Origin of the sequence: Pseudarthrobacter sp. P1 (assembly GCF_050156935.1) — a bacterium.
Taxonomy (GTDB): Bacteria; Actinomycetota; Actinomycetes; order Actinomycetales; family Micrococcaceae; genus Specibacter.
Map to the genome: position 1 here is coordinate 4,042,749 of NZ_CP189584.1, position 23,836 is coordinate 4,066,584.

At 65.4% G+C, this 23,836-nt stretch carries 14 protein-coding genes and 6 pseudogenes; 10 read left to right on the forward strand and 10 right to left on the reverse strand.

Annotated elements, in window-relative coordinates; translation table 11 throughout:
* Positions 1 to 2: 2 nt before the first annotated feature.
* Positions 3 to 2,348, reverse strand: coding sequence for a glycosyltransferase family 2 protein (locus ACQCSX_RS18950; RefSeq protein WP_427016768.1), 2,346 nt, complete (start codon positions 2,346 to 2,348; stop codon positions 3 to 5).
* A 154-nt stretch (positions 2,349 to 2,502) separates the two neighbouring features.
* Between ACQCSX_RS18950 and ACQCSX_RS18955 the strand changes: the two genes are divergently transcribed.
* From ACQCSX_RS18955 to ACQCSX_RS18965, 3 genes are all read left to right on the forward strand, one after another.
* Entirely contained in the window at positions 2,503 to 4,065 is a 1,563-nt protein-coding gene (locus ACQCSX_RS18955) for a chitinase (protein WP_427016769.1), read from the forward strand.
* 79 nt (positions 4,066 to 4,144) lie between these two features.
* Positions 4,145 to 5,764, forward strand: a complete 1,620-nt coding sequence (locus ACQCSX_RS18960) for a GGDEF domain-containing protein (RefSeq protein WP_427019102.1) — start codon at positions 4,145 to 4,147, stop codon at positions 5,762 to 5,764.
* Positions 5,764 to 7,284, forward strand: coding sequence for a putative bifunctional diguanylate cyclase/phosphodiesterase (locus tag ACQCSX_RS18965; protein WP_427016770.1), 1,521 nt, complete (start codon positions 5,764 to 5,766; stop codon positions 7,282 to 7,284). The genes ACQCSX_RS18960 and ACQCSX_RS18965 overlap by 1 nt, the downstream gene beginning before the upstream one ends.
* Here the strand turns inward: ACQCSX_RS18965 and nhaA are convergent.
* Positions 7,281 to 8,585: a Na+/H+ antiporter NhaA gene (nhaA, locus tag ACQCSX_RS18970; RefSeq protein ID WP_427016771.1), complete on the reverse strand. Its 1,305-nt coding sequence runs from the start codon at positions 8,583 to 8,585 to the stop codon at positions 7,281 to 7,283. The two genes, ACQCSX_RS18965 and nhaA, sit on opposite strands and share 4 nt — an antisense overlap.
* Before the next feature lie 257 nt (positions 8,586 to 8,842).
* On the opposite strand from nhaA, the gene ACQCSX_RS18975 reads away from it, so the two are divergent.
* A complete protein-coding gene (locus ACQCSX_RS18975; RefSeq protein ID WP_427016772.1) occupies positions 8,843 to 8,974 on the forward strand; it encodes a hypothetical protein in 132 nt (43 codons plus the stop codon).
* 81 nt (positions 8,975 to 9,055) lie between these two features.
* Here ACQCSX_RS18975 and ACQCSX_RS18980 read toward each other — a convergent pair whose 3' ends face one another.
* Positions 9,056 to 10,144 (reverse strand): IS630 family transposase, encoded by a 1,089-nt coding sequence (locus ACQCSX_RS18980; RefSeq protein WP_427015746.1) that lies wholly within the window; start codon positions 10,142 to 10,144, stop codon positions 9,056 to 9,058.
* A gap of 181 nt (positions 10,145 to 10,325) precedes the next feature.
* On the opposite strand from ACQCSX_RS18980, the pseudogene ACQCSX_RS18985 reads away from it, so the two are divergent.
* Positions 10,326 to 10,391: pseudogene (locus ACQCSX_RS18985) on the forward strand (hypothetical protein); the annotation flags it as partial.
* 57 nt (positions 10,392 to 10,448) lie between these two features.
* On the opposite strand, the pseudogene ACQCSX_RS18990 reads toward ACQCSX_RS18985, so the two are convergent.
* A pseudogene (locus tag ACQCSX_RS18990) lies at positions 10,449 to 11,436 on the reverse strand (IS701 family transposase); the annotation flags it as partial.
* A 445-nt stretch (positions 11,437 to 11,881) separates the two neighbouring features.
* Between ACQCSX_RS18990 and ACQCSX_RS18995 the strand changes: the two are divergent.
* Complete coding sequence (locus tag ACQCSX_RS18995) at positions 11,882 to 12,796, forward strand: hypothetical protein (protein WP_427016773.1); 915 nt, start codon at positions 11,882 to 11,884, stop codon at positions 12,794 to 12,796.
* A gap of 113 nt (positions 12,797 to 12,909) precedes the next feature.
* Here the strand turns inward: ACQCSX_RS18995 and ACQCSX_RS19000 are convergent, their stop codons facing one another.
* The gene (locus ACQCSX_RS19000; protein ID WP_427015697.1) at positions 12,910 to 14,352 is read right to left on the reverse strand and encodes an IS1380 family transposase; all 1,443 of its coding nucleotides are present in this window, start codon (positions 14,350 to 14,352) and stop codon (positions 12,910 to 12,912) included.
* A 344-nt stretch (positions 14,353 to 14,696) separates the two neighbouring features.
* A complete protein-coding gene (locus tag ACQCSX_RS19005; RefSeq protein ID WP_427016774.1) occupies positions 14,697 to 15,848 on the reverse strand; it encodes an IS630 family transposase in 1,152 nt (383 codons plus the stop codon).
* A gap of 509 nt (positions 15,849 to 16,357) precedes the next feature.
* Here ACQCSX_RS19005 and ACQCSX_RS19010 point away from each other — a divergent pair.
* The 4 genes and pseudogenes from ACQCSX_RS19010 to ACQCSX_RS19025 all read left to right on the forward strand — a co-directional run.
* Positions 16,358 to 16,627 (forward strand): annotated as a pseudogene (locus ACQCSX_RS19010) (IS4 family transposase); the annotation flags it as partial.
* A gap of 274 nt (positions 16,628 to 16,901) precedes the next feature.
* Positions 16,902 to 18,166 (forward strand): annotated as a pseudogene (locus ACQCSX_RS19015) (IS110 family transposase).
* A 316-nt stretch (positions 18,167 to 18,482) separates the two neighbouring features.
* On the forward strand, positions 18,483 to 19,910 hold the full coding sequence (locus tag ACQCSX_RS19020; RefSeq protein ID WP_427016775.1) for an NF041680 family putative transposase: 1,428 nt from the start codon (positions 18,483 to 18,485) through the stop codon (positions 19,908 to 19,910).
* Positions 19,911 to 20,019: 109 nt separating this feature from the next.
* Positions 20,020 to 20,860 (forward strand): annotated as a pseudogene (locus ACQCSX_RS19025) (IS5 family transposase).
* A gap of 69 nt (positions 20,861 to 20,929) precedes the next feature.
* Here ACQCSX_RS19025 and ACQCSX_RS19030 read toward each other — a convergent pair.
* The 4 genes and pseudogenes from ACQCSX_RS19030 to ACQCSX_RS19045 form a co-directional block, all read right to left on the reverse strand.
* The gene (locus ACQCSX_RS19030; protein WP_427016776.1) at positions 20,930 to 21,070 is read right to left on the reverse strand and encodes a hypothetical protein; all 141 of its coding nucleotides are present in this window, start codon (positions 21,068 to 21,070) and stop codon (positions 20,930 to 20,932) included.
* A gap of 333 nt (positions 21,071 to 21,403) precedes the next feature.
* A pseudogene (locus tag ACQCSX_RS19035) lies at positions 21,404 to 22,599 on the reverse strand (IS4 family transposase); the annotation flags it as partial.
* A gap of 258 nt (positions 22,600 to 22,857) precedes the next feature.
* Positions 22,858 to 23,079, reverse strand: coding sequence for an SCO4848 family membrane protein (locus ACQCSX_RS19040; RefSeq protein ID WP_427016777.1), 222 nt, complete (start codon positions 23,077 to 23,079; stop codon positions 22,858 to 22,860).
* 166 nt (positions 23,080 to 23,245) lie between these two features.
* Entirely contained in the window at positions 23,246 to 23,749 is a 504-nt protein-coding gene (locus ACQCSX_RS19045) for a DUF2505 domain-containing protein (RefSeq protein WP_427016778.1), read from the reverse strand.
* Positions 23,750 to 23,836: the final 87 nt, after the last annotated feature.

A 23,836-nucleotide genomic window follows, 5' to 3' on the forward strand; every position in this document is an offset into this window, starting at 1 on the left:
GTTCAGCGCAGGGAGATCCGTCGACGGCGGTCGGTGCCGCCGCGGAGATCCCTGTTGAGCCGTCGGTCGCCGTGGTAGAGGATTGATTCCCAATCCACTTCCTCGGCGGTTTTGGGCACCACCACGGACGGTGCTGCCACCTTTGATTTCGGTGTGACATAGAGCCAGTTCAGAGCGCCAAGGAAGACATCCACCGCCGAGTTCCGCAGGCCGATGTACGCCCGGATGCAGCCCGCTGCCAGCACGGCATTCAGGGTGGCGAAGGCGACGTTGCCCCAGTTTCCCTGTTGGAAGTCCCGCCAGATGGTGAGCACCGAGAACGCGACGACACCGTAGGGGATCAGCACGTAGATGGCAGGTGCAGCGGTACGGTTCTTTACCTTTGGGGTGCGGACAAACGGGATCTTGTCACCTGTCAGCCCCTGCTGGAGCGATTTCAGGACGCCGGCAAGATTGACCGGCAGCAGGATGAGGTTGAATCCGTAGATCCGGAAGATGTCGCTGAACCGGTGGCCGCAATCGCGAAGGTCGATGCCCATGCACAGGAAGTATGGAAGTGCCGCCACAAAGACGGCGGGGCTGAGCAGCCGGCTGTCATAGGGGTAGGCCAGCAGGAACAGCAGCCCGACGCTGGCCCAGGTGATCGAGGCCATGTAGTTCACCCGGAGCAGCACCTCGCGGAAGAGGATCCTCTCCCGTTGGCTGCGCCGCCGGGAGAGCTGGTTCCACAGTTTGGGCAGGATTAACAGGCCACCGTTGGCCCACCGGCGCCGCTGCACCACGAGGGAACCAAAGTCTGGCGGGGTGGCGCTGTAGCTCAACCGTTCGGGGTAGTTGCTCAGGGTCCAGCCGTGCGTGCCCAGGTCAATGCTGGACTCCGTGTCCTCGATGACCGTCCGGTCCTGGATGTAGGTGCGCACCTCGAACCCACCGACGGACTCCACCTCAACAATGTCCTCCAGTGCGCACTTGCGGATGATGGCATTGGCGCCCACCCAGAAGGTGGCTCCGTAGTAGGTCATGCCCTGGTGCAGGATGTGCTGGATGTCAGTTGTTGCACCGGCGATGCGCTCGATGCGGGTGGGTGCCCCGCGAAACGACGAATACGGTGTCTGGGTCACGGCCACACGCTCGTTGCCGGCAGACTCGAGGAAGTAGACCAGCCGCAGGCAGTAGTCGCGCAGCAGCAGGGAGTCCGCATCAAGGGTCAGCAGATACATGCTGTCCGGCACCACCAGATCACCGCCGTGGGGCGCTCCGGCCGGGCGCAGCACCATCCGGCCTGCAGTCTCCTCCCTGTTCCAGCGCTTTCCCATCAGGGAGATGTACGCATTGAGGTTCATGGCCTTGTTTGCCTCATGGGACAAGCTGGCGTACTTCTTGCGTTCGAAGGTATCCAGGGTGGCATTGAAAACCCAGGTCAGGCGGAGGTAGAGCTGCTCCATCCGCTCCGGCGTGGGCGCGGTTTTTTGGGCCTTGGCGGCGTTCAGGCCCAGCAACACCAACCGCAGTTCACGGGCCAGACCCATCAGGACCAGGTCAACGAAGAACTCGTCCACATGGTCTTCCACTGCTTCGGCCTCCGCCATGGCCTCAATCCACTCGACGGCGGCCTCGTATTCGGAGATCAGGTCCGGAAGCTCCGCGGTGGAATCGGCGTCGACGTCGTGTTCCCGGCGGTTCCGGAAGGCGGCCAGTGCCGCATTGGCACGGGTCGCGGGTGTCTCCAACGCGCCGGCGATCGCTCCGGCCAAGGCCCGGGTTTCCTCCAGCCGCCGCAGCACGCCCTGGTCCGACGGAAAGGGTGGATCATCCAGCAGCAGCACCACGCGCAGGTCCGGGAATTCCTGCAGCGCCGCGGACCACAACGTGGCGCGGACTACATGCGGTTCCTCGGCGTAGGACGGGACCAATACTGTGACGGCCTCGGCGTAATTGGCAAAGTGCCCATCCAGCTCGCCACGGGGGACCCGGCGGTGTTCCTTGAAACGATGGAGGGCGCCTTGGCGGGCCACGAGGTACATCAGCGCCGAAAAAGTCAGGAAGGTTACGACGATGAGGTAGGAAAGCGACTCGAATCCGAAACGGAATCCGGAGTTCGGGTTGTCAACCAATCCTTTGAGAATGGTTGATATGATGTAAAAAATCCAGGATCCAACCGTGACCAGAATTGCCAGCCGGCCAAGCATGATCTTGCGGGCGGAGGGGGTTGGATGGACGATGGCCAACGGTTCCGAACGCCGTTCCGAGCCCCATTGCCGTCTGCGCCCCGCGGCCTGGATGCTGCCCAAGGGGAGTTGCTCCGCGTCCCCCAAGGCATCAGACGATGCAACCAACTGGTCCGTCATATTTCCCCACTGAGTGTGAATTGGGCTCCATTGACCCGATAACCGGTTGGACAGGTGGCCTGCCATAATCGGGAGCGCCTCTCGATTGCCCTTATAGTAATCGATGGCATGCTAAACCATTGGCCGTGCCGGCCGCATCGAACAGAGGGGCCATATGTCGAATCGCTTTCCGGGGCGCAAGCTGTCCTGGGTTCGGCTTTCCGTCTTGCTGCTGGTTGTAGCGGTTGCGGCAGCTGCCGGCATCGTCGGCTGGCGGACGTACGCGGACGCCCAAGCGGCGGCAGCCGCGCCGTCGGGCTTTGCCGGATACGTGGACGTTACCGCCACGCCCCGGTATGCATTTGAACAACCGGTTGGCGCCGATACCAAGTCAGTGGTCCTGTCCTTCATCGTTGCCGATGCCAAGGACGGGTGCCAGCCCTCGTGGGGGGCCGCCTACGGTCTGGATGCGGCCGCCGCGGACTTGGACCTGGACCGGCGGATTGCCCGCCTGCGGCAGCTTGGCGGCAACATCGCCGTGTCCTTCGGCGGGCTCGCCAACCACGAGCTGTCCAGTGCATGCACAGACGACGCCCGCCTGCAGAAGGCCTATGCCAGCGTGGTTGACCGTTACGATCTGGCGTCCATCGATCTGGATGTCGAAGGCGCCGCCTTGGGGGACAAGGCTGCCGTCGCACGGCAGGCGAAGGCCATGGCCAGCCTCCAGAAGGACCGCCACGCGGCAGGAAAGAACCTGGAGATCTGGCTCACCCTTCCCGTGGCGCCCACGGGGCTGACCCCTGACGGGACCTCCGCCGTCGGACAAATGCTGGCCGTCGGCGTGGAGCTGGCGGGAGTCAACATCATGACCATGGACTATGGGGCGAGCCGCGCTGCCGGGCAGTCGATGCTCCAGGCGTCCACCGCGGCCGCGGAGGCAACCCATGCGCAGTTGGGGACGGTGTATGCGGCTGCACACCAGCAATTGGGTGAGCAGACGCTGTGGCGCAAGCTGGGGTTGACCCCCATGATCGGCCAGAATGATGTTGTGGCCGACGTCTTCACCTTGGCCGACGCCCACGGGCTCAGTGTCTTTGCCCGGGACAAGGGCATCGGCCGGATGTCCATGTGGTCGCTGAACCGGGATGCCGAGTGCAGCCCCAACTACGCCAGCCTGGCGGTGGTGTCTGACGCCTGCAGCGGCATTGCCCAGGGCGATGCCAGCTTCGCTCAAGTGCTCGGTGGCGGCATGGAATTGAGGGCCACCACGGCGTCCACCCCCGCCGGGTTGTCAACCGCCACGGCCACGGCAGTGGTGGACAACCCTGCAACAAGCCCGTATCCGATCTGGTCGGCAGTGGCCACCTATGTGCAATCCGACAGGGTTGTCTGGCAGGGCAATGTCTACGAGGCCAAGTGGTGGACCAGGGCAGATGTGCCCAACGATCCGGTGCACGAGGGAGCCCAAACGCCGTGGAAGCTCATCGGCCCGGTGCTGCCGGGGGACAAGCCCAAGCCCGACGTGGTGGTTCCTGCCGGCGCCTTCCCGGACTGGTCGGCCACGACCGTCTACCACAAGGGCGACCGCGTGATGCTTGATGGGCATGTGTTCGAAGCCAAATGGTGGATCCAGGCCGACAGCCCGGAAGCCGCTCTGCAGGGAGCCACGGATTCGGGCTGGCTGAAACTCTCGAATGACGAGATCACCCTGCTTCTTCAGGGCACAGCATCGAAGTAGAAGTCTGCAATCACCCCTTGGGGCAAACCCGCGATTGTGTGGAGGATCAGTGCGTAGTGAGGCATCGCCTTTGAGCGTCATGCGGAATTGGGCCCCGCCCTTGGCCGATCCGGCCCCCGCGTGGCAGCCGCCGGGATCACCCTGGCACCGGGCCTTTCTCGCCGTCGTCGTTCTGCTCGGCGCGGGTGCCGGTCTGTGGGCGGTGGCGGCCAGCTGGCAGGAGCTCTTTGGCGCCTGGGCCGGCCTGCTGCTGGGCCTGGGCGCCCTGGTCACCGTGTCGCCGTTCCTGGTCCAGCTGAACTCCGGCACGAACGCCGTCCACCTGGGTGTTGCGGTGTCCGTTCTGACGTTCCTGAACTATGGCCACGGCCCGGTGCTGACCCTGGCCATGTGGACAGTGGCGTCCGCGGCCTATCAGATCTTTCTGCGCCGCCCGCCCAAGTCCGCGGCGCTGTGGACCGGCGTCGACTCCCTGGCCGTGGTGGCGTTCCTGGCCACCGTGGACCTGTTTCCGAACACCCGCACGGGGGAAAGCCTTGGCGTGGTTCTGGCCATCACCGTGTACATCTCGGTTTATGTTGGACTGAGCCAGGCCAATACCGCCATGGGCACCCGCCGGACCGGTGCCCCAGGGGCCAGCCCGATCCGGTGGTCCCGCTTGGCCACAGTGTGGCTCATCAATGTGGGCTTTTCGCTCATGAGTATGGCGGCGTACAACTTCAGCACGCGCGGGATGAAGATCCCCGGAACCGACCTCCCGGCAGGCAGCGTGAGCTACCTGATCATGATCTGCCTGCTGGTGCACATCCTCACCCTGCGGGCCACGCTGCGGCAGACACGGCTCAAGCTCAACGTGGTGCTGGACGCGGCGAAGGACCTGCCGTGGCGTGAGGCGCCGGCCCCGGCCGAACGGCTGCGGACCTTCACTTCCATGGCGATTCCCGGCGAGGCCGTGGTCATCCAGGATGACCCGCCGCGCTCCGGACAGCTGGGATCGCAGATAGAGTTCCCCGACGGGCATGGGGAATACATCGTCATCACACGGACCCGCACCCTGGAGTCCTTCACGCTGCTGGAGGAACAAATACTCCACGGGCTGACCCACATGGCCAGTGCCACCCTGCGTGTCAACCACGGCATGGCGGAACTTGAAATCCAGGCAGCCACGGACGAGCTCACCGGGCTGTTGAACTACCGGGCCTTTCAGGATGCGCTGGCGGCCGCCGGGTCCCACCGCAGCAGGGACAGCGGGCTGGCCATTCTCTACATCGATGTGGATGGCATGAAAGGGATCAATGATTCGCTGGGCCACGATGCCGGCAACCGGCTGCTGGTGGTGCTCTCGCAGCGCATCCGGACCCTGCTGCGGGAGGAAGACACTGTGGCCCGCGTGGGCGGCGATGAATTCGTGGTGATTCTGTCAGCCGTGGCCGACACCAGCGATGCCGAGCGGATCCGCCAGCGGCTGGAAACCGAGATTGCCTCCCCGCTGGTCATTGCCGGGCACAAATTCAGGCCGAGTGCCAGTGTTGGCCTGGCCTGTTCGTCTCCGGGAAATGTTGCCGTCGAGGAGCTGGTCACCGCGGCGGACCGGGACATGTACCGGCGTAAAACGGAGCGCCGCGGCCAAGAGAACTCAGGTGCCGACGATCCCGCCTCGGGCGTGGCCTCCAATATCCAATCGATTGGTGGCCGGTGATGGACAACAGCGAAATCCTCAGGGAAGCCATTGCGCGCTTGTCTGCGGGGGACCTCTCGGTACGGTTTGAATCTCCCGTCCCGCACGCCGGCAGCGAGGCCATGGACGAGTTAATCTCCTCCCTGGATGGTTTGGCCCACCGGCTGGAATCCCGCAAAGAGAACGCCGAGCAGCACTACGCCCAATTGCAGGGCGAACTGGACAGGTCGCGGGCCGAGGTGGACCTGCTGGCTGGCTCGGACATGCTGACGGGCGCCAGGAACCGCCAGGCGCTGATTGCGGCCATCGCGGCGGCAACGGCCGTCCCGGACGGGAGATTGCCGGGGCCAACCCTGGTGGTGGTGGGCCTCAGCGGATTGAAGCTGGGGAATGAGAAACTGGGGCGCGCCCAAGGGGATGCGGTGCTGATTGCCGCCGCGGACACGCTGCGCGAACTCATCTCCGAAAACGATGTGATTGCGCGGTTGAGCAACTCCGAATTTGCCATCCTTGTGGACAAACGGGATCCGGAAGCGGCCTTTATCCTGGCCGTGCGGATCCTGGAAAGGCTGCACCAGTCCATCTTGGTGGGCACCAACAGGCTTTGGCTTGAGGCTTCCATCGGGATCCGGCTCGATGAGGATGCCTTGGACCCCGAGGACCAAATCAGGGATGCCATGCTGGCCATGAACTACGCCGCGGACAGGGCCCGGGGGCGGATCGAGGTGTTTGTCCCCGCCATGGTGGAAACTGCCTCCCAGCGGGTCCAAATGATTGCCGACCTGCGCCAGGCCATTGGCCACAATGGGTTGGAACTGCACTACCAGCCGGTGGTGGAGCTGGAGACGGGTGCCATCGTCGGGGCGGAGGCCCTGGTCCGGTGGGACCACCCCCGGTGGGGGCGGCTGCAGCCCGGCGTGTTCCTTCCCGCAGCCGAGGAGGGCGGCCTGTTGGTGGCCCTGGGACAGTGGGTCCTCGGCCAGGCCATCGTCCAATTGCGCCAGTGGGAACCGGATGTGGAATTGCTGTCCGGCTTCAAGCTGCACGTCAACCTCTCCCCGGGGGAACTGCAACGCCGCGAGCTGGTTCCCGAGCTGCGCAGCCTCCTGCGGGAGCATAATGTTTCCCCCGCCCGGTTGGCCCTGGAGATCACCGAAAACGCCGTGGTCACGGCCTCGGCGGAGTCCTCTCGGATCCTGGATTCCCTGCGCAAGGTGGGCGTGGGGCTGGAAATAGACGATTTCGGCACCGGCTATTCCTCGATCAGCTATCTGCGCAGCCTGCCTGTGGACACGGCCAAGATCGACATGTCGCTGATCAGGGACGTGGCCGCGGATCCCCAGCAGCGCGAGTTTGTGGCTGCCATCCTGATGCTGATCAAGGCCGCAAAGCTCGATGTTGTGGCCGAGGGCATCGAGACGTCCGAGCAGGCCGAGATGCTCCGCCTGCTCGGCTGCCGGCTGGGGCAGGGGTATTTCTTCAGCAGGCCGGTGGCTGCCGATACGATGACCGGTCTGCTGCGCCAACGCGTGGTCCCTTAGGAGCGGTCTTCCTGGAAGACGTCCGGGACGCCGTCACCGTCGTCGTCGCGCTGTTCCTGCTCCTCGATGGCGCGGTAGTGGCGGTTGCGGGCCCGCAGCACCACCGTGGCGAGCAGCGCCGACAGCAGCGAGCCGGCCAGGATCGCCACCTTGGCATGGTCGTTGTGGGCGCTGCCCTCGCCAAAGGCGAGCTCGCTGATCAACAGGGAAACGGTGAACCCGACGCCGGCCAGCAAGGCCAGCCCGGCCACGTCGATCCAGGCCAGCCCGGCATCGAGGGTGGCGCGGGTGGTCTTGGTGACCAGGTACGTGGCACCGAAGACGCCCAGCGCCTTGCCCGCCACCAGCGCCACCACGATGCCGATGGCCACGGTGTCGGTGAGGGCGGCCGACAGCCCGGCGCCGCCGCCCAGGGCGACGCCGGCGGAGAAGAAGGCGAAGAGCGGCACGGCCACACCGGCGGAGATGGGCCGGATGCGGTGTTCAAAGCGCTCGGCCAGCCCCGGGCCGTTTTCCGGCGTGCGGTCACGGCGCAGCACCGGCACGGCGAAGCCCAGCAGCACCCCCGCTACAGTGGCGTGGATGCCGGAAGCGTGCACCAGTGCCCACACCGCGAGGGCCAGGGGCAGCAGCAGGTACCAGCTGCGGATCCGCTTCTGGACCAGCAGGGTGAACACCGCCAGCGGCAGGAGGGCCAGGGCGAACAGTTCCAGGTGGAGCTCTCCGGGGTAGAAGATGGCGATGATGGCAATGGCGATCAGGTCATCCACCACGGCCAGGGTGAGCAGGAAGGTGCGCAGGGCCGAGGGCAGATGGCTGCCGATCACGGCCAGGACGGCCAGTGCGAAGGCGATGTCAGTGGCGGTGGGGATGGCCCAGCCGCGCAGCACCTCGGCTCCGGAGGAGAGGTTGACCAGCACGTAAAACAGGGCCGGCAGTAGAACGCCGCCCACCGCCGCGGCCACCGGCACCACGGCCCGGCTCGGATTGCGCAGATCCCCGGCCACGAATTCCCGCTTGAGTTCCAGCCCTGCGACAAAGAAGAAGATGGCCAGCAGGCCGTCCGCCGCCCAACCGCCCAGGCTGAGGTTCAGGTGCAGTGACTCGGGCCCCAGGGTGAAATCCCGCAGGGCAAAGTAGCTTCCCGAGGCGGGGGAGTTGGCCCAGACGAGGGCGATGACGGTGGCAAGCAGCAGGAGGGCCCCGCCGACCGTTTCCTTGCGCAGGATTTCGGTGACGCGGGCGAATTCCGGGTAGCTTCCGCGGCGGAGGATGCGGGGGCGGGGTGCAGGAGTTGCCATGAGGCGGCTCTTTTCACTGGGCGCGTGCGGACACGACAATGTCCACGCCGACCAGACTTCCCGGCACACCAATGGTTCCAGTCTACCGGTCTGGGTTCCATGGGTCAGAGCCCATGTCGGCTCGCTCGATGATGGAGGCCAGGCCCAACGGTACATAAGGCCACCTTTGCCCCACTGGGCACGCTGCTGATCGACGGCGGCAGTTCCACTTCGCTCTACACAACAACATTCAATCTCGACGGCGGGAGCGCAGCCTAATGGCAAACAGGAATCAGGTTCGCTGGGACAACGCCGCAGGCTGGACCGCCAACCCGGTACTCGCCAAAGGTGAGCCTGGCTACGAGACGGACACAAATAGGCGCAAGATAGGCGGCGGCAATACAGCATGAACGTCACTGCCCTACCAATGCTGGGTTCCTCTTTGGAAGCGTAGATTGAAAGTAAGCCGCTTCGAATGCTAGTGTAGTGTCTCAGTTTTGCTTGACGGCTTGGAGCGCAACCCGGCCACGAGCCACTTTTTCCAGGATCGACTCCGCATCCGCGGTCCACACCAAAGGCTTCGGGTCGGCATTGTTCACCTCGATGTATTCCTCGATCTTCGCAATCAAATCAGGCACTGAATGAAAGACCCCACGGCGTAGCGCCTTCTCCGTCAACTCCCTGAACCACCGCTCCACCAGGTTCAACCACGAGGATGAGGTCGGGGTGAAATGCAGGTGGAACCGTGGGTGTTTGGCCAGCCACGCCTTCACGTTCGCATGCTTGTGCGTCGCGTAGTTGTCGATGACCAGGTGGATCTGAAGGCCGGCCGGGACTTCCTTTTCAATGGTTTTCAGGAACACCAGGAATTCATCGTGGCGGTGCTTGGGAACGCAGGAGCCGATGACCTTTCCGGTTGCGACCTCCAGGGCCGCGAAGAGCGTGGTGGTTCCGTTGCGCTTGTAGTCGTGGGTCATCGTCCCGGCCCGCCCCCTGGTCATCGGCAACGACGGCTGGGAGCGGTCCAGGGCCTGGATGGAGGTCTTCTCGTCCATGCAGAACACGATCGCGTTCTCCGGTGGGTTCAAATACAGTCCGCACACGTCGATGAGCTTTTCCTCGAACTTCGGGTCCGTGGAGAGTTTGAAGGTCTTCACCAGATGCGGTTTCAACCCGCGGGCAGACCAGATGCGTTGCACCTGCGCCGGGGAGACCCCGGTCTTCGCGGCCATGGTGCGCACCGACCAATGCGTGTGTCCCTCAGGCTTTGAGTTCTGTGTCAGCTCAACGATTTCGTCGATCGTCGACTGCGGGATCACCGGTTTGCGTCCCCGCCCGCCACGCACCTTCCCGAGCTTGGTCAGGCCTTCCTCGGCGAAGCGGGTACGCCAGGAGCGCACCGTGCCCGGGGTGATGCCCACCACCCGGGCGATCCACTCGTTGGCCAGGCCCTCGGCGGCCATCAGCAGAACCTGCGCCCGCTGCACCTCCCGGTGGGAGGCCACCTGGGATGCGGCCAGCGCTTCCAGGACGGTGCGCTGGGCGTCGGTAAGGGCCAGGGCGGGTGCTGGATTCGACATGATCCCAGCCTAAACCCAAAGTCATTAACTATTTTGGAGACACACCACTAGGAGGCGGGCCGCATGCCAAGGATCCTGCGCGCGCGGCCGCCCGCGGATGCGGCCGAGGAAAAGACGGTCTGCAGGCTGGCCGGGCCCGCCACGTCCCGCCGACTGGATCCGGCACGGCCGGATCATCAGCATGGGCTGGTCCGGGCTGCGGGTCCCGGCGATCGCCGAGCAGCTGGGATGCCACGAGCAGACGGTGCGCCGGTGGCTGGTCCGGTTCAACGCCTCCGGTCTGGACGGGCTGGCCGGCTTGGGCGGGCAGGTCCGAGAGCCAATAGTCGGTCGGTGCCGGTTCGTGCCGCGGCCATTCGCAGAGCAGCCACGCCTCGGGGAGGGACCCGTCGGGGTTCAACGGGATGTCCCGGTTGGCCGGGCGGACGCGCAGGGCCAGGAACCGCGAGGCCATGGCCGCCGTCCGGTTTCCCGCGCCGGGCCCGGTGCCATGGCGCCAGGTGAGCCGGTGCAGCCGCCGGCGCCCGGCCGCCACGGCGAGATCCCGCAGTGAACCGGGCCGACCGCGGTACCGGTGGGCGGTGGTGGATCCCTTGACCGCCAGCACGTACGGGATGCCCCTGCCGGCGAGGCCCAGCCGGAACGCGGTGGTCACCCCGTAGCCGGCGTCGGCGACGAGCGCCGGCGGCACCTGCCCCCCCAACGGCCAGCTCGTCGACCATTTCCAGCGCCAGCTCCCATTTGGGGCGGTGTCTGACCGTGTCGGGGACTTTTGCCCGGAACCGCCGGTCCGCGGTCCTTTCGGCATCCGCGTTGGTGTCGGCGCAGGTATCGTCCCAGGCTTCGGGCACGAACAGCCGCCAATCCAGCGGGCAGGACGCGGCGTCCGTGGCGGCATGCACGCTGACCCCGATCTGGCAGTTGCCGATCTTCCCCAGCGTGCCCGAGTACTGCCGGGCCACGCACGGGGAGGCGGGGCCGTCCTTGGCGAACCCGGTGTCATCAACCACCCGGGCCTCCGGCCGGACCGCTGCCACCGCCAGGGCCGCGAGCCGGCGCCGGACCGGTTCCACCGCCCAGGACGAGGAGGAGATGAACTGTTGGAGCTGCTGGTAGTCGATGCCGAGGCGTTCGCCCATTGGCTGCATCGATTTGCGCCGCCCGTCCAGCATCAGCCCCTGCAGATACAGCCGGCCCTTCGCCCGCTGGCCGGTCCGGGCAAGCGGGGCAAAGACGTCCGTGGCGAAGTCCTCCAGCCCGGTCCGTACCGCCGCCAACCCGTTCACATCCATGCCATCAACGCTACGGCGACACCTAACGAAGTACTACTCGAAAGATGCGCCCTGTTTGGTCTTCCCCTCGAAGTCATGGCGCCAGTCAATAGGACGCCCAAGTAGCAAGGTCTGTCCCCGAGAGTGAATGGTGAGTAGCCCCTCAACAGTGAGGCGCGAAAGGCAGGTGAGGTGCAAGGAGAGACAGGTATTCACCACTCGTGAACCCGGTGATGTCTGCAGCTTTACTGTCTGGTATCAGAACCGACACCCGATTGGACGGCATACAGTGAGCGAACAAACTGGGCCAGCCACGGCGCCCCGCACCTCTGACTTCCCCGGAGTTAACCGGCGGTCCCTTTTCCAGCTGGGTGCTGCAGCAGCTGCCACCAGCGGCGCCTTCGCCTTCCTATCCCCAGCACCGGCAGCCTCAGCCGCCGGTTCCAGACCTGCCGTGGTGCAGTCCTTGGACGTTGAGTCATATCTCGTTCGTCCCGCCACGGCCCCACGCTTCACGAACCCGCAGCGGGCGATGCTGGCTACATTCCAGCCCGGCCACGGCTTTACCCAGTCCAGCGCTTCCAACTTCAACTACGACGACACCACGGACTACGTGCTGGGATCCCAGTCCGCGTACATCGTGACCAACGGCGCCGGAGCTACAGCCACCTTGTCGAAATCCGGTGCCGTGTCCGGCCTGAACATGACCGGCAAAGTGTTCGCCATCCTAGTCAAGGTCACCAACTCAGCCCACTTGTCCCGGCTAACCATGGTGGCCGGGTCCTCAGGCTTCGCCAAGAACTTGCAAATCCAGGTCCAGGCTTCCATCACAGGAGCCAATTCCGAGATAACACCGGAAGGACGCTGGTCATGGGTGACCCTGCCTTGGTACCCGTCCTACTCCGCCGGTGCCCCCAATAGAGCCAACATCACCGACCTACGCATTGTCGCCGTGGATGACAACACCGGGCAACTGGTCAAGGTCCAGGTGCAGGCCATCGTGGCGCAGGCCGAGCGACCCGCAGCGTTCCCCAACGGCGTCGTGTCCATCGGCCTAGACGACTGCTGGGGATCACAACACACTTACGCCACCGCCTACATGGACAAGTTCGGTTACGCGCCGACAGTGCACGCCATCGTAGATCTAGTAGGGCAGCCTGACCGCCTCACGCTCGACCACTTGCACCGTATAGAAGAATATAGCGGCGGCGAAGTCGCAGGTCATGCGTGGACTGCGGACAGCCACAACGCCGGGTTCGACGCCCTGTCCCCGGAAACCCTGGACGAAGAGCTTCGGTTAACGAAACAATGGCTAGCCCGGATTTTTCATCGGACGGCGGTCGGGGCGTTGGGTGCGGGTTTTGCCGTCCCGGCGGGCTGAATCGGATTTCGGGTGTGGCTGATGGACCCGGGGGCGCCGGGCTGTGCGCGGGCTTCCACTGTTCCCGTTGGTGTTCTTCTTTCCTGCTCGTTGGTTGACGGGGGGTTGCGGTGTCAGGCCCGCAGGAGGACCGCGGGGCGGTTCGCGGCTGCGGCGATCCGTTCAATGGCTTCGAGCAGGGCGCTGATCAGGGGTTGCTCCGGCGCGGCGGCGGGCAGCAGCAGGTGGTTCCGGCGGGCGCGGGTGATGATTTTCCCGGCGGTGGCGAAGAGCCGGTAGCGCCAGCGTTTGATGTCCCAGCCCCGTGCTTTGTGGCCGTCGGGCAGGGCGGTGAGCTGGAGCCAGGAGACCAGGTTCGCGGCCAGGACCGCGAGGTTGGCCCAGGCCTGGTTGGCAGCGAAATCGAAGAAGGGGAGCTTTCCGAGCCCGGTGTTCTTTAGGGTTTTGATGCGGTTCTCGGCCCGGCCGCGGGCCCGGTGCCGGGCATCCAGAAAAGGTCCGTGCCAGCGCGGGGAGTTCGTCAGAAACGCTGTCACACGGTGACCGTCGATGTCGAGCAGGGTCGGTGTCGCGCCGGGGTGCAGCGGTTCGGCGCGCAGGAAGATCTTCGTCCCCGGCGGGTAGTCATCGAGCGGGATCACCTGCGTGGCGTTGATGACCCAGGCGTCATCGCGTTCGACCCCGTCCTGGTCCAGGGCCGGTTGCCAGTATTTCTTGTCGTTGATCCAGTCGATCATGTGGGCCTTGCCGACCGGCACCGGGTACGAGGCGGAGAACTGCACGCCCCGCGAATGCAGGTACCAGAGGAACTTCCGGGACGCGCCGGCGCTGTCGGTGCGGACCAGGATCTTCTCCCCGTCCAGTTCCCCGGTCCCACCGTAGAGGGAGTCGGGCAGGACGGCGATGGCGGCCTCGAAGATGCGGATGTGGTCCTCGGCGTTGTTCGCCGTGGCCCCGCCGTGACGCAACAGTACCGCGAGTTCCTCCCCGGTGCCGCTGCCGGCACCGTAATCGAGGCTGGCGGTGAACGGGGCGAATCCGAACCCGCCCTTGTAGTTTCCGGTGGCCTGTTCCTTGTCCGAGTGCGAGGTCACCAAGGTGGCGTCGAGGTCGATGAGCAGCGGGTCCGCGGCCGTCGCCTTCACCGCCGGGCTGCGGTCTCCTGCGGCTTCCCATGCCCGGGTCCGCAGTTCCTTGGCCAGGGTCGAAAAGCCGTAATCGAAGACGTCCGGGTTCTTCACGGTGCGTTCGAAGAACCGGGAGACTGTTGCGTTCGAGGGCACGTTGCCGAACACGCCGGGCTGGGCGCGCAGGATGTCCAGGTCCGAGGCGTGCTCGCCGCCGGCGGCGAGCATCACCGCCAGCGACCCGAGCAGCCTCCCGGGCCGGTGTGAGGCCATCGCGGGGACGAACTGCCCGAGCCGGTCCTCGCACAGGTCCCGGAACCCGAGGGCGTCGATGAATGAGGTCAGGATCCGTCCCCCGGCATGGGAGACCAGCGACTGGCCGGTGAAAGTGACCGGGAGGGACGGGAAGACCTTGGTAGGCTGATGCATCGAAAAGGTGCTCCTTCAAGACACGGAAATAACGGCGTAGACACCCCTATTTTCCCTTGTCAGAGCACCTTTTCGTGTCTTAAACACACCCCTCAGCCCAACCCTGATGAAAACCCCGGGCTAGTGGATAACAACTTCCAAGGCCGAGACCTGTTTGCCTACCCTCTAGGGCACTTCAACGCCAGCGTTATGGACGCCACGGCAAAGTACTTCAGCTACGCCCGGACGGTAAACAGCCGGCACCTCGAAACCCTCCCGCCCGGAGGGGCTTTGACATGCCGGGCGCGGAGTATCAACAGCAGCACATCTCTGGACGACATTAAGGCACTAGTAGATCGTCGTCTCTAATATTCGGGGTATAGGTGGCGGAGCTTGGTGCGGGCGTCGCTGGTGGTGAAGTGCCAGTTCACCTGCCGCTGGTCGGCGTTGGTGCTGGCTTGCCAGGCGGCCAGTTCGTGGTTAAGTACGTCGAGGTCGTCGATGCGCCTGTCCAGGCATTGGCGGGTGAGGGCGGAGAGTTCGATCTCGGCGATGTTCAGCCAGGACCCGTGCTTGGGGGTGTGGTGGATCTCGAGTCGCTGGGCCAGGGCGTGGGCCTTGGCCGGTGCGAACGTCTCGTAGAGCGAGCCGATCGTGTGGGTGTTGAGGTTGTCCATCACCAGCACGACCTTCCCGGCGTCGGGGTAGTCGACGGTGAGCAGGCGCTCGACCTGGTGGGCCCAGTCGAGCATGGTGCGGCGGGATTGGGCGTCCACGTGCCGCCAGCCGGCCAGGGGCTCGACCCACACGAAGATCGAACACGTCCCGCACCGGACGTACTCCGAGTCCTCCTTGCGGTCGCGCCCGGGCGCGGCCGGGATCGGGTCCCGGGCGTGGGCGAGGAGCTGGTAGGGCTTCTCGTCCATGCACACCACCGGCCGATCCGGGTCGAAGGGCGTGGCGTAGATGTCCAGGACGTCTTCCATCCGGGCGGCGAACTCCCCGTTGGCGTGCGGCGGGATGGTCCAGCACTGTTTCAGGTGGGGGCGAAGTTCCGTTTTTAAGACCCGCCCGATGGTGGAGTGGTCCAGGTCGGGGATGTCCTCGATGAGCGCGACGTGCTTCTCGAGCAGGCGCAGGCTCCACCGGTCCTTGCCCTCGGGAGGGGCGGAACAGGCCAGCGCGATCAGGCGGGCTTCGACCTCGCCGGTGACGGTCGGTTCCACCGGCGGCGTGGCCCGCTTCTTCCGGGTGATCGTGGCGACGACGTCGCCGCCCCGGTCGGCGTAGGCCTTGGAGACCTTAACGACCGTGTCAACGGCAACGCCGGCCCGCTCGGCCACCACCGTCTGGGCGGGAACCGGCCCGTGGCGGCCGGGGCTGTTCTCGTCCAGCTCGAGCAGGATCCTGGCCCGGCGAACCTGCTGGGCCGGATGCGAGCCCGTGCGGGTCAGAGCCGTCAGCAGCTGCCGCTCCGCCGGGCTGAGCGCCACCGGCCGCGACTTCGTCCTGGACATCGTGGTCTCGCTCCCGGCGGGCGGTCGGGGAAGAACCCGCCAGGAACATCATCCCTCCAACTGCGCACCTTAGCCACGACGATCTACTAGTAGACCGAGCCCAGAGCAACGGGTCGTGGCTGAACCTACTCTTTCACGACATCACGACAGGCACACCCACAGACAGCGTCCAAGTGACGCAGGGCGTCTTTCAAGGCGCGATCGACTATCTCTCCGCCAAGGGCATCCCCGTCCGCACGGTTACGCAAGTGCTCAAGGGCGCTGCCACCTAGTGCTGGGTTCCTCAAAGGAGGTAAATAAAGCGGCGGCGGAGAGTCCGGGGCGGCGTGGCGGGCCGTCCCCAGATCCAGGGTTTGGCACGGGCGTTGAGCCAGGCGGTGGCCAGCCGGTTGGCCGTTTCGATCTCTTCGGGGTTGGCGAAGGACTGCCCGGCCAGGGCGGCCTGGCGGAAGATCCGCCACCAGCCCTCCTACAGGTTCAGCCAGCACGCGGCACCGGCAAAGGACTACCTGGCCGAAGCCTACGCCAAACGCTGGGAAATCGGGTCCTGCTTCGATGAACTCAAAACCCACCTGCGCGGGCCCGGGACCGTGCTGCGCTCAAGAACCCCCGACGGGGTCCTGCAGGAAATCTACGGCCACCTCTGCGTGCACTATGCCATCCGGTCCCTCATCGGCGGCGTTGCCCACCACCTCGACGAGGACCCCCTGCGGATCTCCTTCGCGCGCACCCTCCGGGCGGCCAGGCGTTCCCTCGCCGCGCGCCCGGCCTTTCCCCCTGAGCGGCTGGCCGAAGCCTTCGCCTTCTTCTGCCGGGAAATCCTCCACGACCTCCTGCCACCGCGCCGACAACGCAGCACCCGTTACCCTTTTAGCAGCCCCTTAACCGAGTAAGAATTGGGGTTGTTGGCCTGTCAGTCCCGGCATGATTAAGTCCCCCAGTCATCAATGATCCGGGGGGGTGTTGCCACCGGGTTCTGATAGGCGCCAGGGGATCGCTAATGGGGACCGGACCAGCGCAACGAATCATCGCGTAGGTCAGCCGTAACCCAAGATGCCGGGCCTTGCCGCCGCAGGACATGCCAACACCAAATTGAATGACACAAATTCTGGGAGGTTTGCGTTGATCAGAGACCATGAACTCGTCGATATCTTCATTGGTGTTGATGTTGGCAAGAGCACCCACCACGCCGTCGCCATCGACCGTGCCGGCAGGAAACTTCTCGACCGGGCACTGCCCCAGGACGAGGCAAAACTACAGGCCATCATCCGTTCGGTGGCCAAGAAAGGCACCGTGCTGCTGGTCGTGGACCAGCCCTCCACCATCGGCGCCCTGCCTGCCGCGGTGGCCCAGGCAGAAGGCATCCTGGTCGGGTACCTCCCGGGCCTGGCAATGCGGCGCATCGCGGACCTGCACCCCGGCGAGGCCAAAACCGACGCCCGGGACGCGGCCATCATTGCCGAAGCCGCCCGGTCCCTGCCGCCCACTCTGCGCTCCATTGTCGTCGCCGATGAACAGGCCGCGGAGTTGTCGATGCTGTGCGGCTTTGACGACGATCTGGCCAAGCAGGCCACAGCGACCTCCAACCGGATCCGCGGCCTACTGACACAGGTCCATCCGGCCCTGGAACGGGCCGTGGGCCCCCATCTGGACCACCCCGCCATGGCCGAACTGCTGGCCAAGTACCCGACTCCGGCCACGCTGCGCAAGGCAGGCCACGCCCGGGTCACGGCACTCCTGTCACGCCACGCGCCACGGGCAGGGAAGGGCTGGGCCGCCGAGGTGTTCACGGCGCTGGGCGAGCAGACCGTCGTGGTCGCCGGCACCAATGCCGCCGGCATCGTCCTGCCCCAGCTCGCCGCGATGCTCAAGCAGTTGCGCACCTCCCGGGAGGAGATCCTCACCCAGGTCGAGGCACTCGTGGAGGCCCACCCTCTTCACGCCGTCCTGACCTCCATTCCGGCGGTCTTGAATTCCTTGCCCGCATCATCACCGAAGTTGCGGGCAAGGAATTCAAGACCGCCGGCCACCTCGCCTCCTACGCCGGCCTGGCCCCGGTGACGTGGCGTTCCGGGACCTCGATCCGCGGCGACCACCCCTCCAAGAAGGGCACCAAGAGCCTAAAACGGGCCTTCTTCCTCTCCGCGTTCGCCGCGCTCAAGGACCCGCTCTCACGGGCGTACTACGACCGGAAACGCGCCGAAGGCAAACGGCACAACCAGGCCCTCATCGCCCTCGCACGCAGGCGCTGCGACGTCCTGTTCGCCATGCTCCGCGACGGCACGCTCTACGACGCACCGAGCCCCACGACAGTCTGAGAAGCCCCAGGCATCAGCCGGCGGCCAAACCCCGCCGGCCACCCACCCGTGCCCGACACCGGCCACACCATCTCCGCAAGAAAAACCGTCCCACCCCTTGACGAAGAACATAGGGACACCCCCCATGTCATCAAACGCAAGATGTCAGACCGGCCACTCAAACGGAAACCCAAGCCAACTTAGCTTGTTATTTAACCTTCGTGGGTGGCGCCGACTGCGATGTGTTGTCTCGTGCGGCGTGTCGATGGGACCAAGGCGGCCGTCGTCTCTGATGCTTCTTGTTATCAGGCAAGGAAGCAAATGAAACGGCGGCCGCATGATGATTATCAAGGACACAGCCCCCTCACCGCTACTCGACGGCAGTTCGCGGTATCTTGACCGGTTTCGGACCGGCCTGTACTCGTGTCTGACCCGCCGGAGTGAGGCTCTCTTCGAGCTCACCGACGCGGTCGCTTGCACCGGTTCCCCGGTGAATGATCTCGCGCACCTCTCACTCGAGGCTGAGCATCCACGTGGTCACGGCGCCCTCTACGACGCACTGAACTCCGGGGTGATCGATGCCGGCGGGCTTCGCTCACTGACCTGCACCGGAACACTCCCCAGGATCCTCGGCCCCGATGGGCGTGGGCGTCTCGTGCTGGCTGTGGACGTGTCGAACTGGCTCAGGCCGGACGCGGCCACCAGCGCGGAACGGTCATTCTGCCACACCTATGCCCGGGGACACGGTCAGGCACAAATGATCCCGGGCTGGCCATACTCTTTCGTCTGTGCCCTCGAATCAGGTGCTTCTTCGTGGACAGCCCTGCTGGATGCTGTACGGATCCGCCCTGGTGAAGATGCCACGGCGGCGACGGCCGGCCAGCTGCGCACCGTCGTCGAAGAACTCACCCGGGCAGGGCACTACCGGGAGGGCGACCCTGAGGTGCTGATCGTGATGGACGCCGGCTATGACGTCGTCCGCCTGGCCTGGCTCCTGGATGATCTGCCGGTGATCCTGATCGGCAGGCTGCGATCGGATCGGGTGTTCTACGCCCCGGCAGGCACACGCCAAGGCCCCACGAAAGGGCGTCCGCCCCGGCACGGGACGAAACTCGTGCTGCGCGATGCGGCCACCCACCCTGAACCCGCGGTCGTCACCGGCAACGACACCCCCAGGTACGGGCACGTGGAAGCCAGTGCGTTTGCGAGGATGCACCCGAAGATCGATTCCCGTGGCGGCTGGAAGGCCCATGAAGGTCAGCTGCCCGTCATGGAGGGCACCGTCGTTGGTCTCCGGGTGGAGTACCTCCCCGGTAACCGTGACCCGAAACCGGTGTGGCTGTGGGTTTCCAAGCCCGTCCCGGACAGCGGGACCGAACTCGATCACTGGTGGTCGATGGTCATCCGGCGTTTCGATCTCGAGCACACTTTCCGCTTCATGAAGCAGGCGCTGGGCTGGACCAGGCCACGCCTGCGAGACCCGGCGGCAGCTGACCGGTGGACCTGGCTCATCATCGCCGCCCACACTCAGCTCAGACTCGCCAGACCCCTGGCCGCTGATCACCGGTTGCCCTGGCAGAAACCACTTGCCACAACGATGCTGACCCCCGCGCGGGTGCGGGCAGGCTATCGGCGAATCTGTCTGACGGCAGTCCATCCCGCCAGAGAGCCGAAACCCATACGCCCTGGTCCGGGACGCCCCAAAGGACGTAAAAATCGCGTCAAAGCAGCCGTCCAACCGATCGGCAAACCCACCAAAGGTTAAATAACAAGCTAAGAGGTTGCGCCAATAGGTGGGTGCGGCGGTGAAATAGGACAGGCACAGGACCCGTTAACCACGGATTGTCTAGATTCGTCGTTTTCCAGGAGTGCCTGTGCCTGCCGTCCCATCATCCATCATCGGACCCTTCCGGGCCCCATTCGAAGCACTGACCCCGCCGGCCGCAGACACCCACCCGCTGGGATGCCACCGGCCCCGGGTGCCGGACCGGGTCGTGTTCGACAAACTGGTCCAGGTCCGCGTGCTCGGTGCCGCGTACGAGAAGATCGCCGACAGCACCTGCTCGGCCACCACCATCGGCCGCCGCAGGGACGAATGGATTGCGGTGGGGATCTTCACCGCCCTGGAGCAGACCAGCCTGGACGCCTACGACCGGCACTGCGGCCTGGAACTGGAGGACCTGGTCGTGGACGGGTGCCTGGTCAAGGCTCCCTGCGGCGGCGAGGCCGCCGGCCGGTCCCCGGCGGACCGCGGCAAACAGGGCACCAAGCGCTCCGCGCTCACCGATGGTGCGGGCATCCCGCTAGGGACGGTCGTGGCCGGGGCGAACCGCCACGACTCGCCCCTGCTGCGCCCGACCCTGGAAAGGCTGGGCCGGTTCGGGTTCCACCTGCCCCAGCGTATCCGGGTGCACCTGGATGCCGGCTACGACTCCAACGTCACCCGCGATCTGCTGGACGAGCTCGGCTGCGAGGCGCACATCGCGGCCAGAGGCGTCCCGGCACCTATCCAGAACACCGCCCGCTGGGTCGTGGAACGCACCAACTCCTGGCACAACCGGGGCTTCTTCGAAGCTGGCCATCTGCACCGAACGGCACATCCGGGTGATCGAGGCATTCATCGCCCTGGCCAACACCGTCATCATCGTCCGGAGGCTCATCCGCCAGGCCTGGACCACCCACCGCTGGGACGCACGACCCAAACGCCGGCCCTGACCTATTGGCGCAACCTCTAAGTAAACGGTATCGGGGCTAAGTGCCTTCGACCACGCGCAATAACAGCGTCTACTTCATCAGCGCATACCCGGCAAGGGAGAAGGACACGATGGCCAGCATGAACAACGCGACATAGCTGATGACTCTGTTGCGCCGTTGGCGGACCTCGCGGTTGGCGTCCCTCTGTCTGAAGTTTGTACCACTGTGCATAATGTCTCCTAGCCAAAACATGAACGGGTCACCCGGAGTCTACAATTTTCAGCTGTGTAGTGGCCTTACATTGCGTCATAGAAGCCAGTGAAATACGGCGGTGTTCTGCCGGCAACAAATAGGCAACCTAATGGTGGAAGCCGGTCAGGTCCGCGGGAACGTTTCGGACACTAGATGCAATGCCGTTTACTTATGATTTTTTGGTGTTCGCTTGAGCGGCCAGCTGGACATCTTCCGTTTGATCACGCGGGGGTAGATTCTTGGCCTGCGCGGGGGCAGGAGTTCGGCTAGGACTTCCCGGCAGAACACGGTGAAGGCCCCGGCCAGCCGCTCAGGGGGAAAGGCCGGGCGCGCGGCGAGGGAACGCCTGGCCGCCCGGAGGGTGCGCGCGAAGGAGATCCGCAGGGGGTCCTCGTCGAGGTGGTGGGCAACGCCGCCGATGAGGGACCGGATGGCATAGTGCACGCAGAGGTGGCCGTAGATTTCCTGCAGGACCCCGTCGGGGGTTCTTGAGCGCAGCACGGTCCCGGGCCCGCGCAGGTGGGTTTTGAGTTCATCGAAGCAGGACCCGATTTCCCAGCATTTGGCGTAGGACTCGGGTAAGTCCTCCGCGGGCGCGGCGGCCGGGTCCAGGATCGTGGTGATGAGGCGGAACTCGCTCACCTGCTCTCCCGTGGTGACGGTGTATTCGATGGCCCGCACCCGGATCGGGTCCGTGGTGTTCCGCCGGGCCTTGGGGCCCGCGTAGACCGTGGAAAGGTAGGAGCCGTCGGGCAGTTCCTCCAGCACGGGCAGCACGGCATTGGCCTTGACCCGCCACAGCAGGGCCGCACCGGTTGCGGCACCGTCCTTCCAGGCCGTGTAGGAGAAGAACCCGCGGTCGGCCATGGCCAGCATGTCCGCCTCCAGCCGGTGGAGCAGTCCCGGATGCAGGTCGTGCTCGGACGTGGCGAAACCGGAAACCACGGCCCCGATCACCGCGTGCGTGCCGCATTCAACCAGGCCGAGCACCCGTGCCTGCGGGTAGGCGCTCCTGGGCTCCGTCGCCGTGCCCGGCCGGCCGTACGCGCGCTCGGTGGCGGGCGTGTCCGCCAGGTCCAGGGTGGTCCCGTCCACGGACACCAGGCGCCAGTGTTTGTAGAAGCCGGGCCCGCCGGGTGCCGCGAACGGCTGGGCGGTCTCGGCGAACAGTTCGGCCATTACGGTGGAGCCCAGCCGGGTGCGGGCCTTGAAGATCGCCGCCTTCGTCGGCATCTGCCAGTGGCGGAAGCGCCCCGTGATCCATTCCATCCCGGCCAGCAGGGACCGCATGGCCTCCTCGTAGGACCCGGAGGAAAACAGCGCCAGGACATCATGTAGTAGACCATCAGCCGCGAGGGCAGCAGCCGGGTCCGCTGCTCGGCGGCCCCGGTCCGCTCAATCACCGCATCCACCACATCCGGCGGGAACACCCGCGTCAACACACCGATCGAGACGTGGTCGCTCAACCGCTCCGGACCCTCGGGCGCCACCCATCCACTGCGTGCCATCCCGAAAGATTAACAGAAGGGACCTAAGTGAACGGTATTGGGGCTAGGGGCAGGTCCAATTGGTCCAGCTGGGAACGGGCAGGTTGGGGGTCATCGGCAATGATGTTCCGCTCAACAAAGCCATGGATTATTTGCCAAATGTTCAGTTTCATGGCCCCAACCTAAGACGCCGCGGCCGAACCACACAGAGTGGTCGGATACCTGTCTTGGCAGGGGACCACTCGAGTGGAGTGCGCCGCGCTACTCGGGCAGCTTGAACTAGCTGATCAGGGCGCGGAGGCCGATGACGGCGGTGGCCAGACCCAGGATCATCGAGATGCTGACCAGCATGAAGTGCACCATCAGGAAGCGCGTGGCCTTGCCCGAGGCGTCCTTGGCGCGCGGGTCCTTCAGGACGCGGCGCAGAAAGGGCGGCCAGACGATCAGGGACCAGAGGCCTGCCAGGATCAGCAGGACGGAAAGGGCGGTGGGCAGCTGCATGGAAACTCCAGTAGTAGCGGTGCGGATCTCGGACGAAGTGGTGCAGGGTGGGCCCACGCTCGCAAGGGCCCCGGACCGAGCGCAGCGAGATTTGGGAGCGGGCGGGTGGGCCCACGGTGGCGAGGGACCCGGACCGAGCGAAGCGAGGTCAGGGAGCCGCCGGGGACTAGGCCGGGTGGTCTTCCAACCAGCCCTTGGCCAGGGTGGCCTGGATGTTCAGTGCCTTGCCGATCATGGGCTCGGCGGCGGAGGCGATCTTCGCGCCGAGGAACGGGATGGAAGACTTGACATCTCCGGAGAGCTCCACGCGGCTGTTCTCACCGTCGGCCACCAGGCGCTGCACGGCCGTGACCTCCAACGGGGCGCCGGCGACGGTGAGCTTCACGGTGGCCTCGCGGGAACCGTCGGCGGCCGGGGCGTTCCACTCCTCCAGCTGGGTCACGGTGAGGGAGGCGCCGACAAACTTGCGGGCAATGTCCGGCAGCCGGTCGGTGGGCAGGGTGCGCACGGTCTTGGTGTTGAACGCCGCAGTGGTGGGGCCGCTGACCTCGAAGGATGTCAGGTCGCCGCCGACCGTCTGGCTGGTGTGGCGGATGAAGTCCTCATCGGTGAAGACATCGGTGATCCGCTGGACGGATGCGGGCAGGGTGGTTGATGCGCTCAGCGCCATGGTTCCTCCGGTGTGGCCCGGTGTACGGGCCGGTATTGCACGTGGTGGGCAGATCTCAGGATACAAGGTGGCGCTGGGAGTGGCGGA

What these genes read in the sequence shown, in the direction of transcription:
- ACQCSX_RS19000 (WP_427015697.1), bottom strand. Translation starts at nt 14,352, where the DNA reads ATGCATCAGCCTACCAAGGTCTTCCCGTCCCTCCCGGTCACTTTCACC.
- ACQCSX_RS19005 (WP_427016774.1), bottom strand. Translation starts at nt 15,848, where the DNA reads ATGTCCAGGACGAAGTCGCGGCCGGTGGCGCTCAGCCCGGCGGAGCGG.
- ACQCSX_RS19045 (WP_427016778.1), bottom strand. Translation starts at nt 23,749, where the DNA reads ATGGCGCTGAGCGCATCAACCACCCTGCCCGCATCCGTCCAGCGGATC.
- ACQCSX_RS19040 (WP_427016777.1), bottom strand. Translation starts at nt 23,079, where the DNA reads ATGCAGCTGCCCACCGCCCTTTCCGTCCTGCTGATCCTGGCAGGCCTC.
- ACQCSX_RS18975 (WP_427016772.1), top strand. Translation starts at nt 8,843, where the DNA reads ATGGCAAACAGGAATCAGGTTCGCTGGGACAACGCCGCAGGCTGGACC.
- ACQCSX_RS18980 (WP_427015746.1), bottom strand. Translation starts at nt 10,144, where the DNA reads ATGTCGAATCCAGCACCCGCCCTGGCCCTTACCGACGCCCAGCGCACC.
- ACQCSX_RS18960 (WP_427019102.1), top strand. Translation starts at nt 4,145, where the DNA reads ATGCGGAATTGGGCCCCGCCCTTGGCCGATCCGGCCCCCGCGTGGCAG.
- ACQCSX_RS18965 (WP_427016770.1), top strand. Translation starts at nt 5,764, where the DNA reads ATGGACAACAGCGAAATCCTCAGGGAAGCCATTGCGCGCTTGTCTGCG.
- ACQCSX_RS19030 (WP_427016776.1), bottom strand. Translation starts at nt 21,070, where the DNA reads ATGCACAGTGGTACAAACTTCAGACAGAGGGACGCCAACCGCGAGGTC.
- nhaA (WP_427016771.1), bottom strand. Translation starts at nt 8,585, where the DNA reads ATGGCAACTCCTGCACCCCGCCCCCGCATCCTCCGCCGCGGAAGCTAC.
- ACQCSX_RS19020 (WP_427016775.1), top strand. Translation starts at nt 18,483, where the DNA reads ATGATGATTATCAAGGACACAGCCCCCTCACCGCTACTCGACGGCAGT.
- ACQCSX_RS18955 (WP_427016769.1), top strand. Translation starts at nt 2,503, where the DNA reads ATGTCGAATCGCTTTCCGGGGCGCAAGCTGTCCTGGGTTCGGCTTTCC.
- ACQCSX_RS18950 (WP_427016768.1), bottom strand. Translation starts at nt 2,348, where the DNA reads ATGACGGACCAGTTGGTTGCATCGTCTGATGCCTTGGGGGACGCGGAG.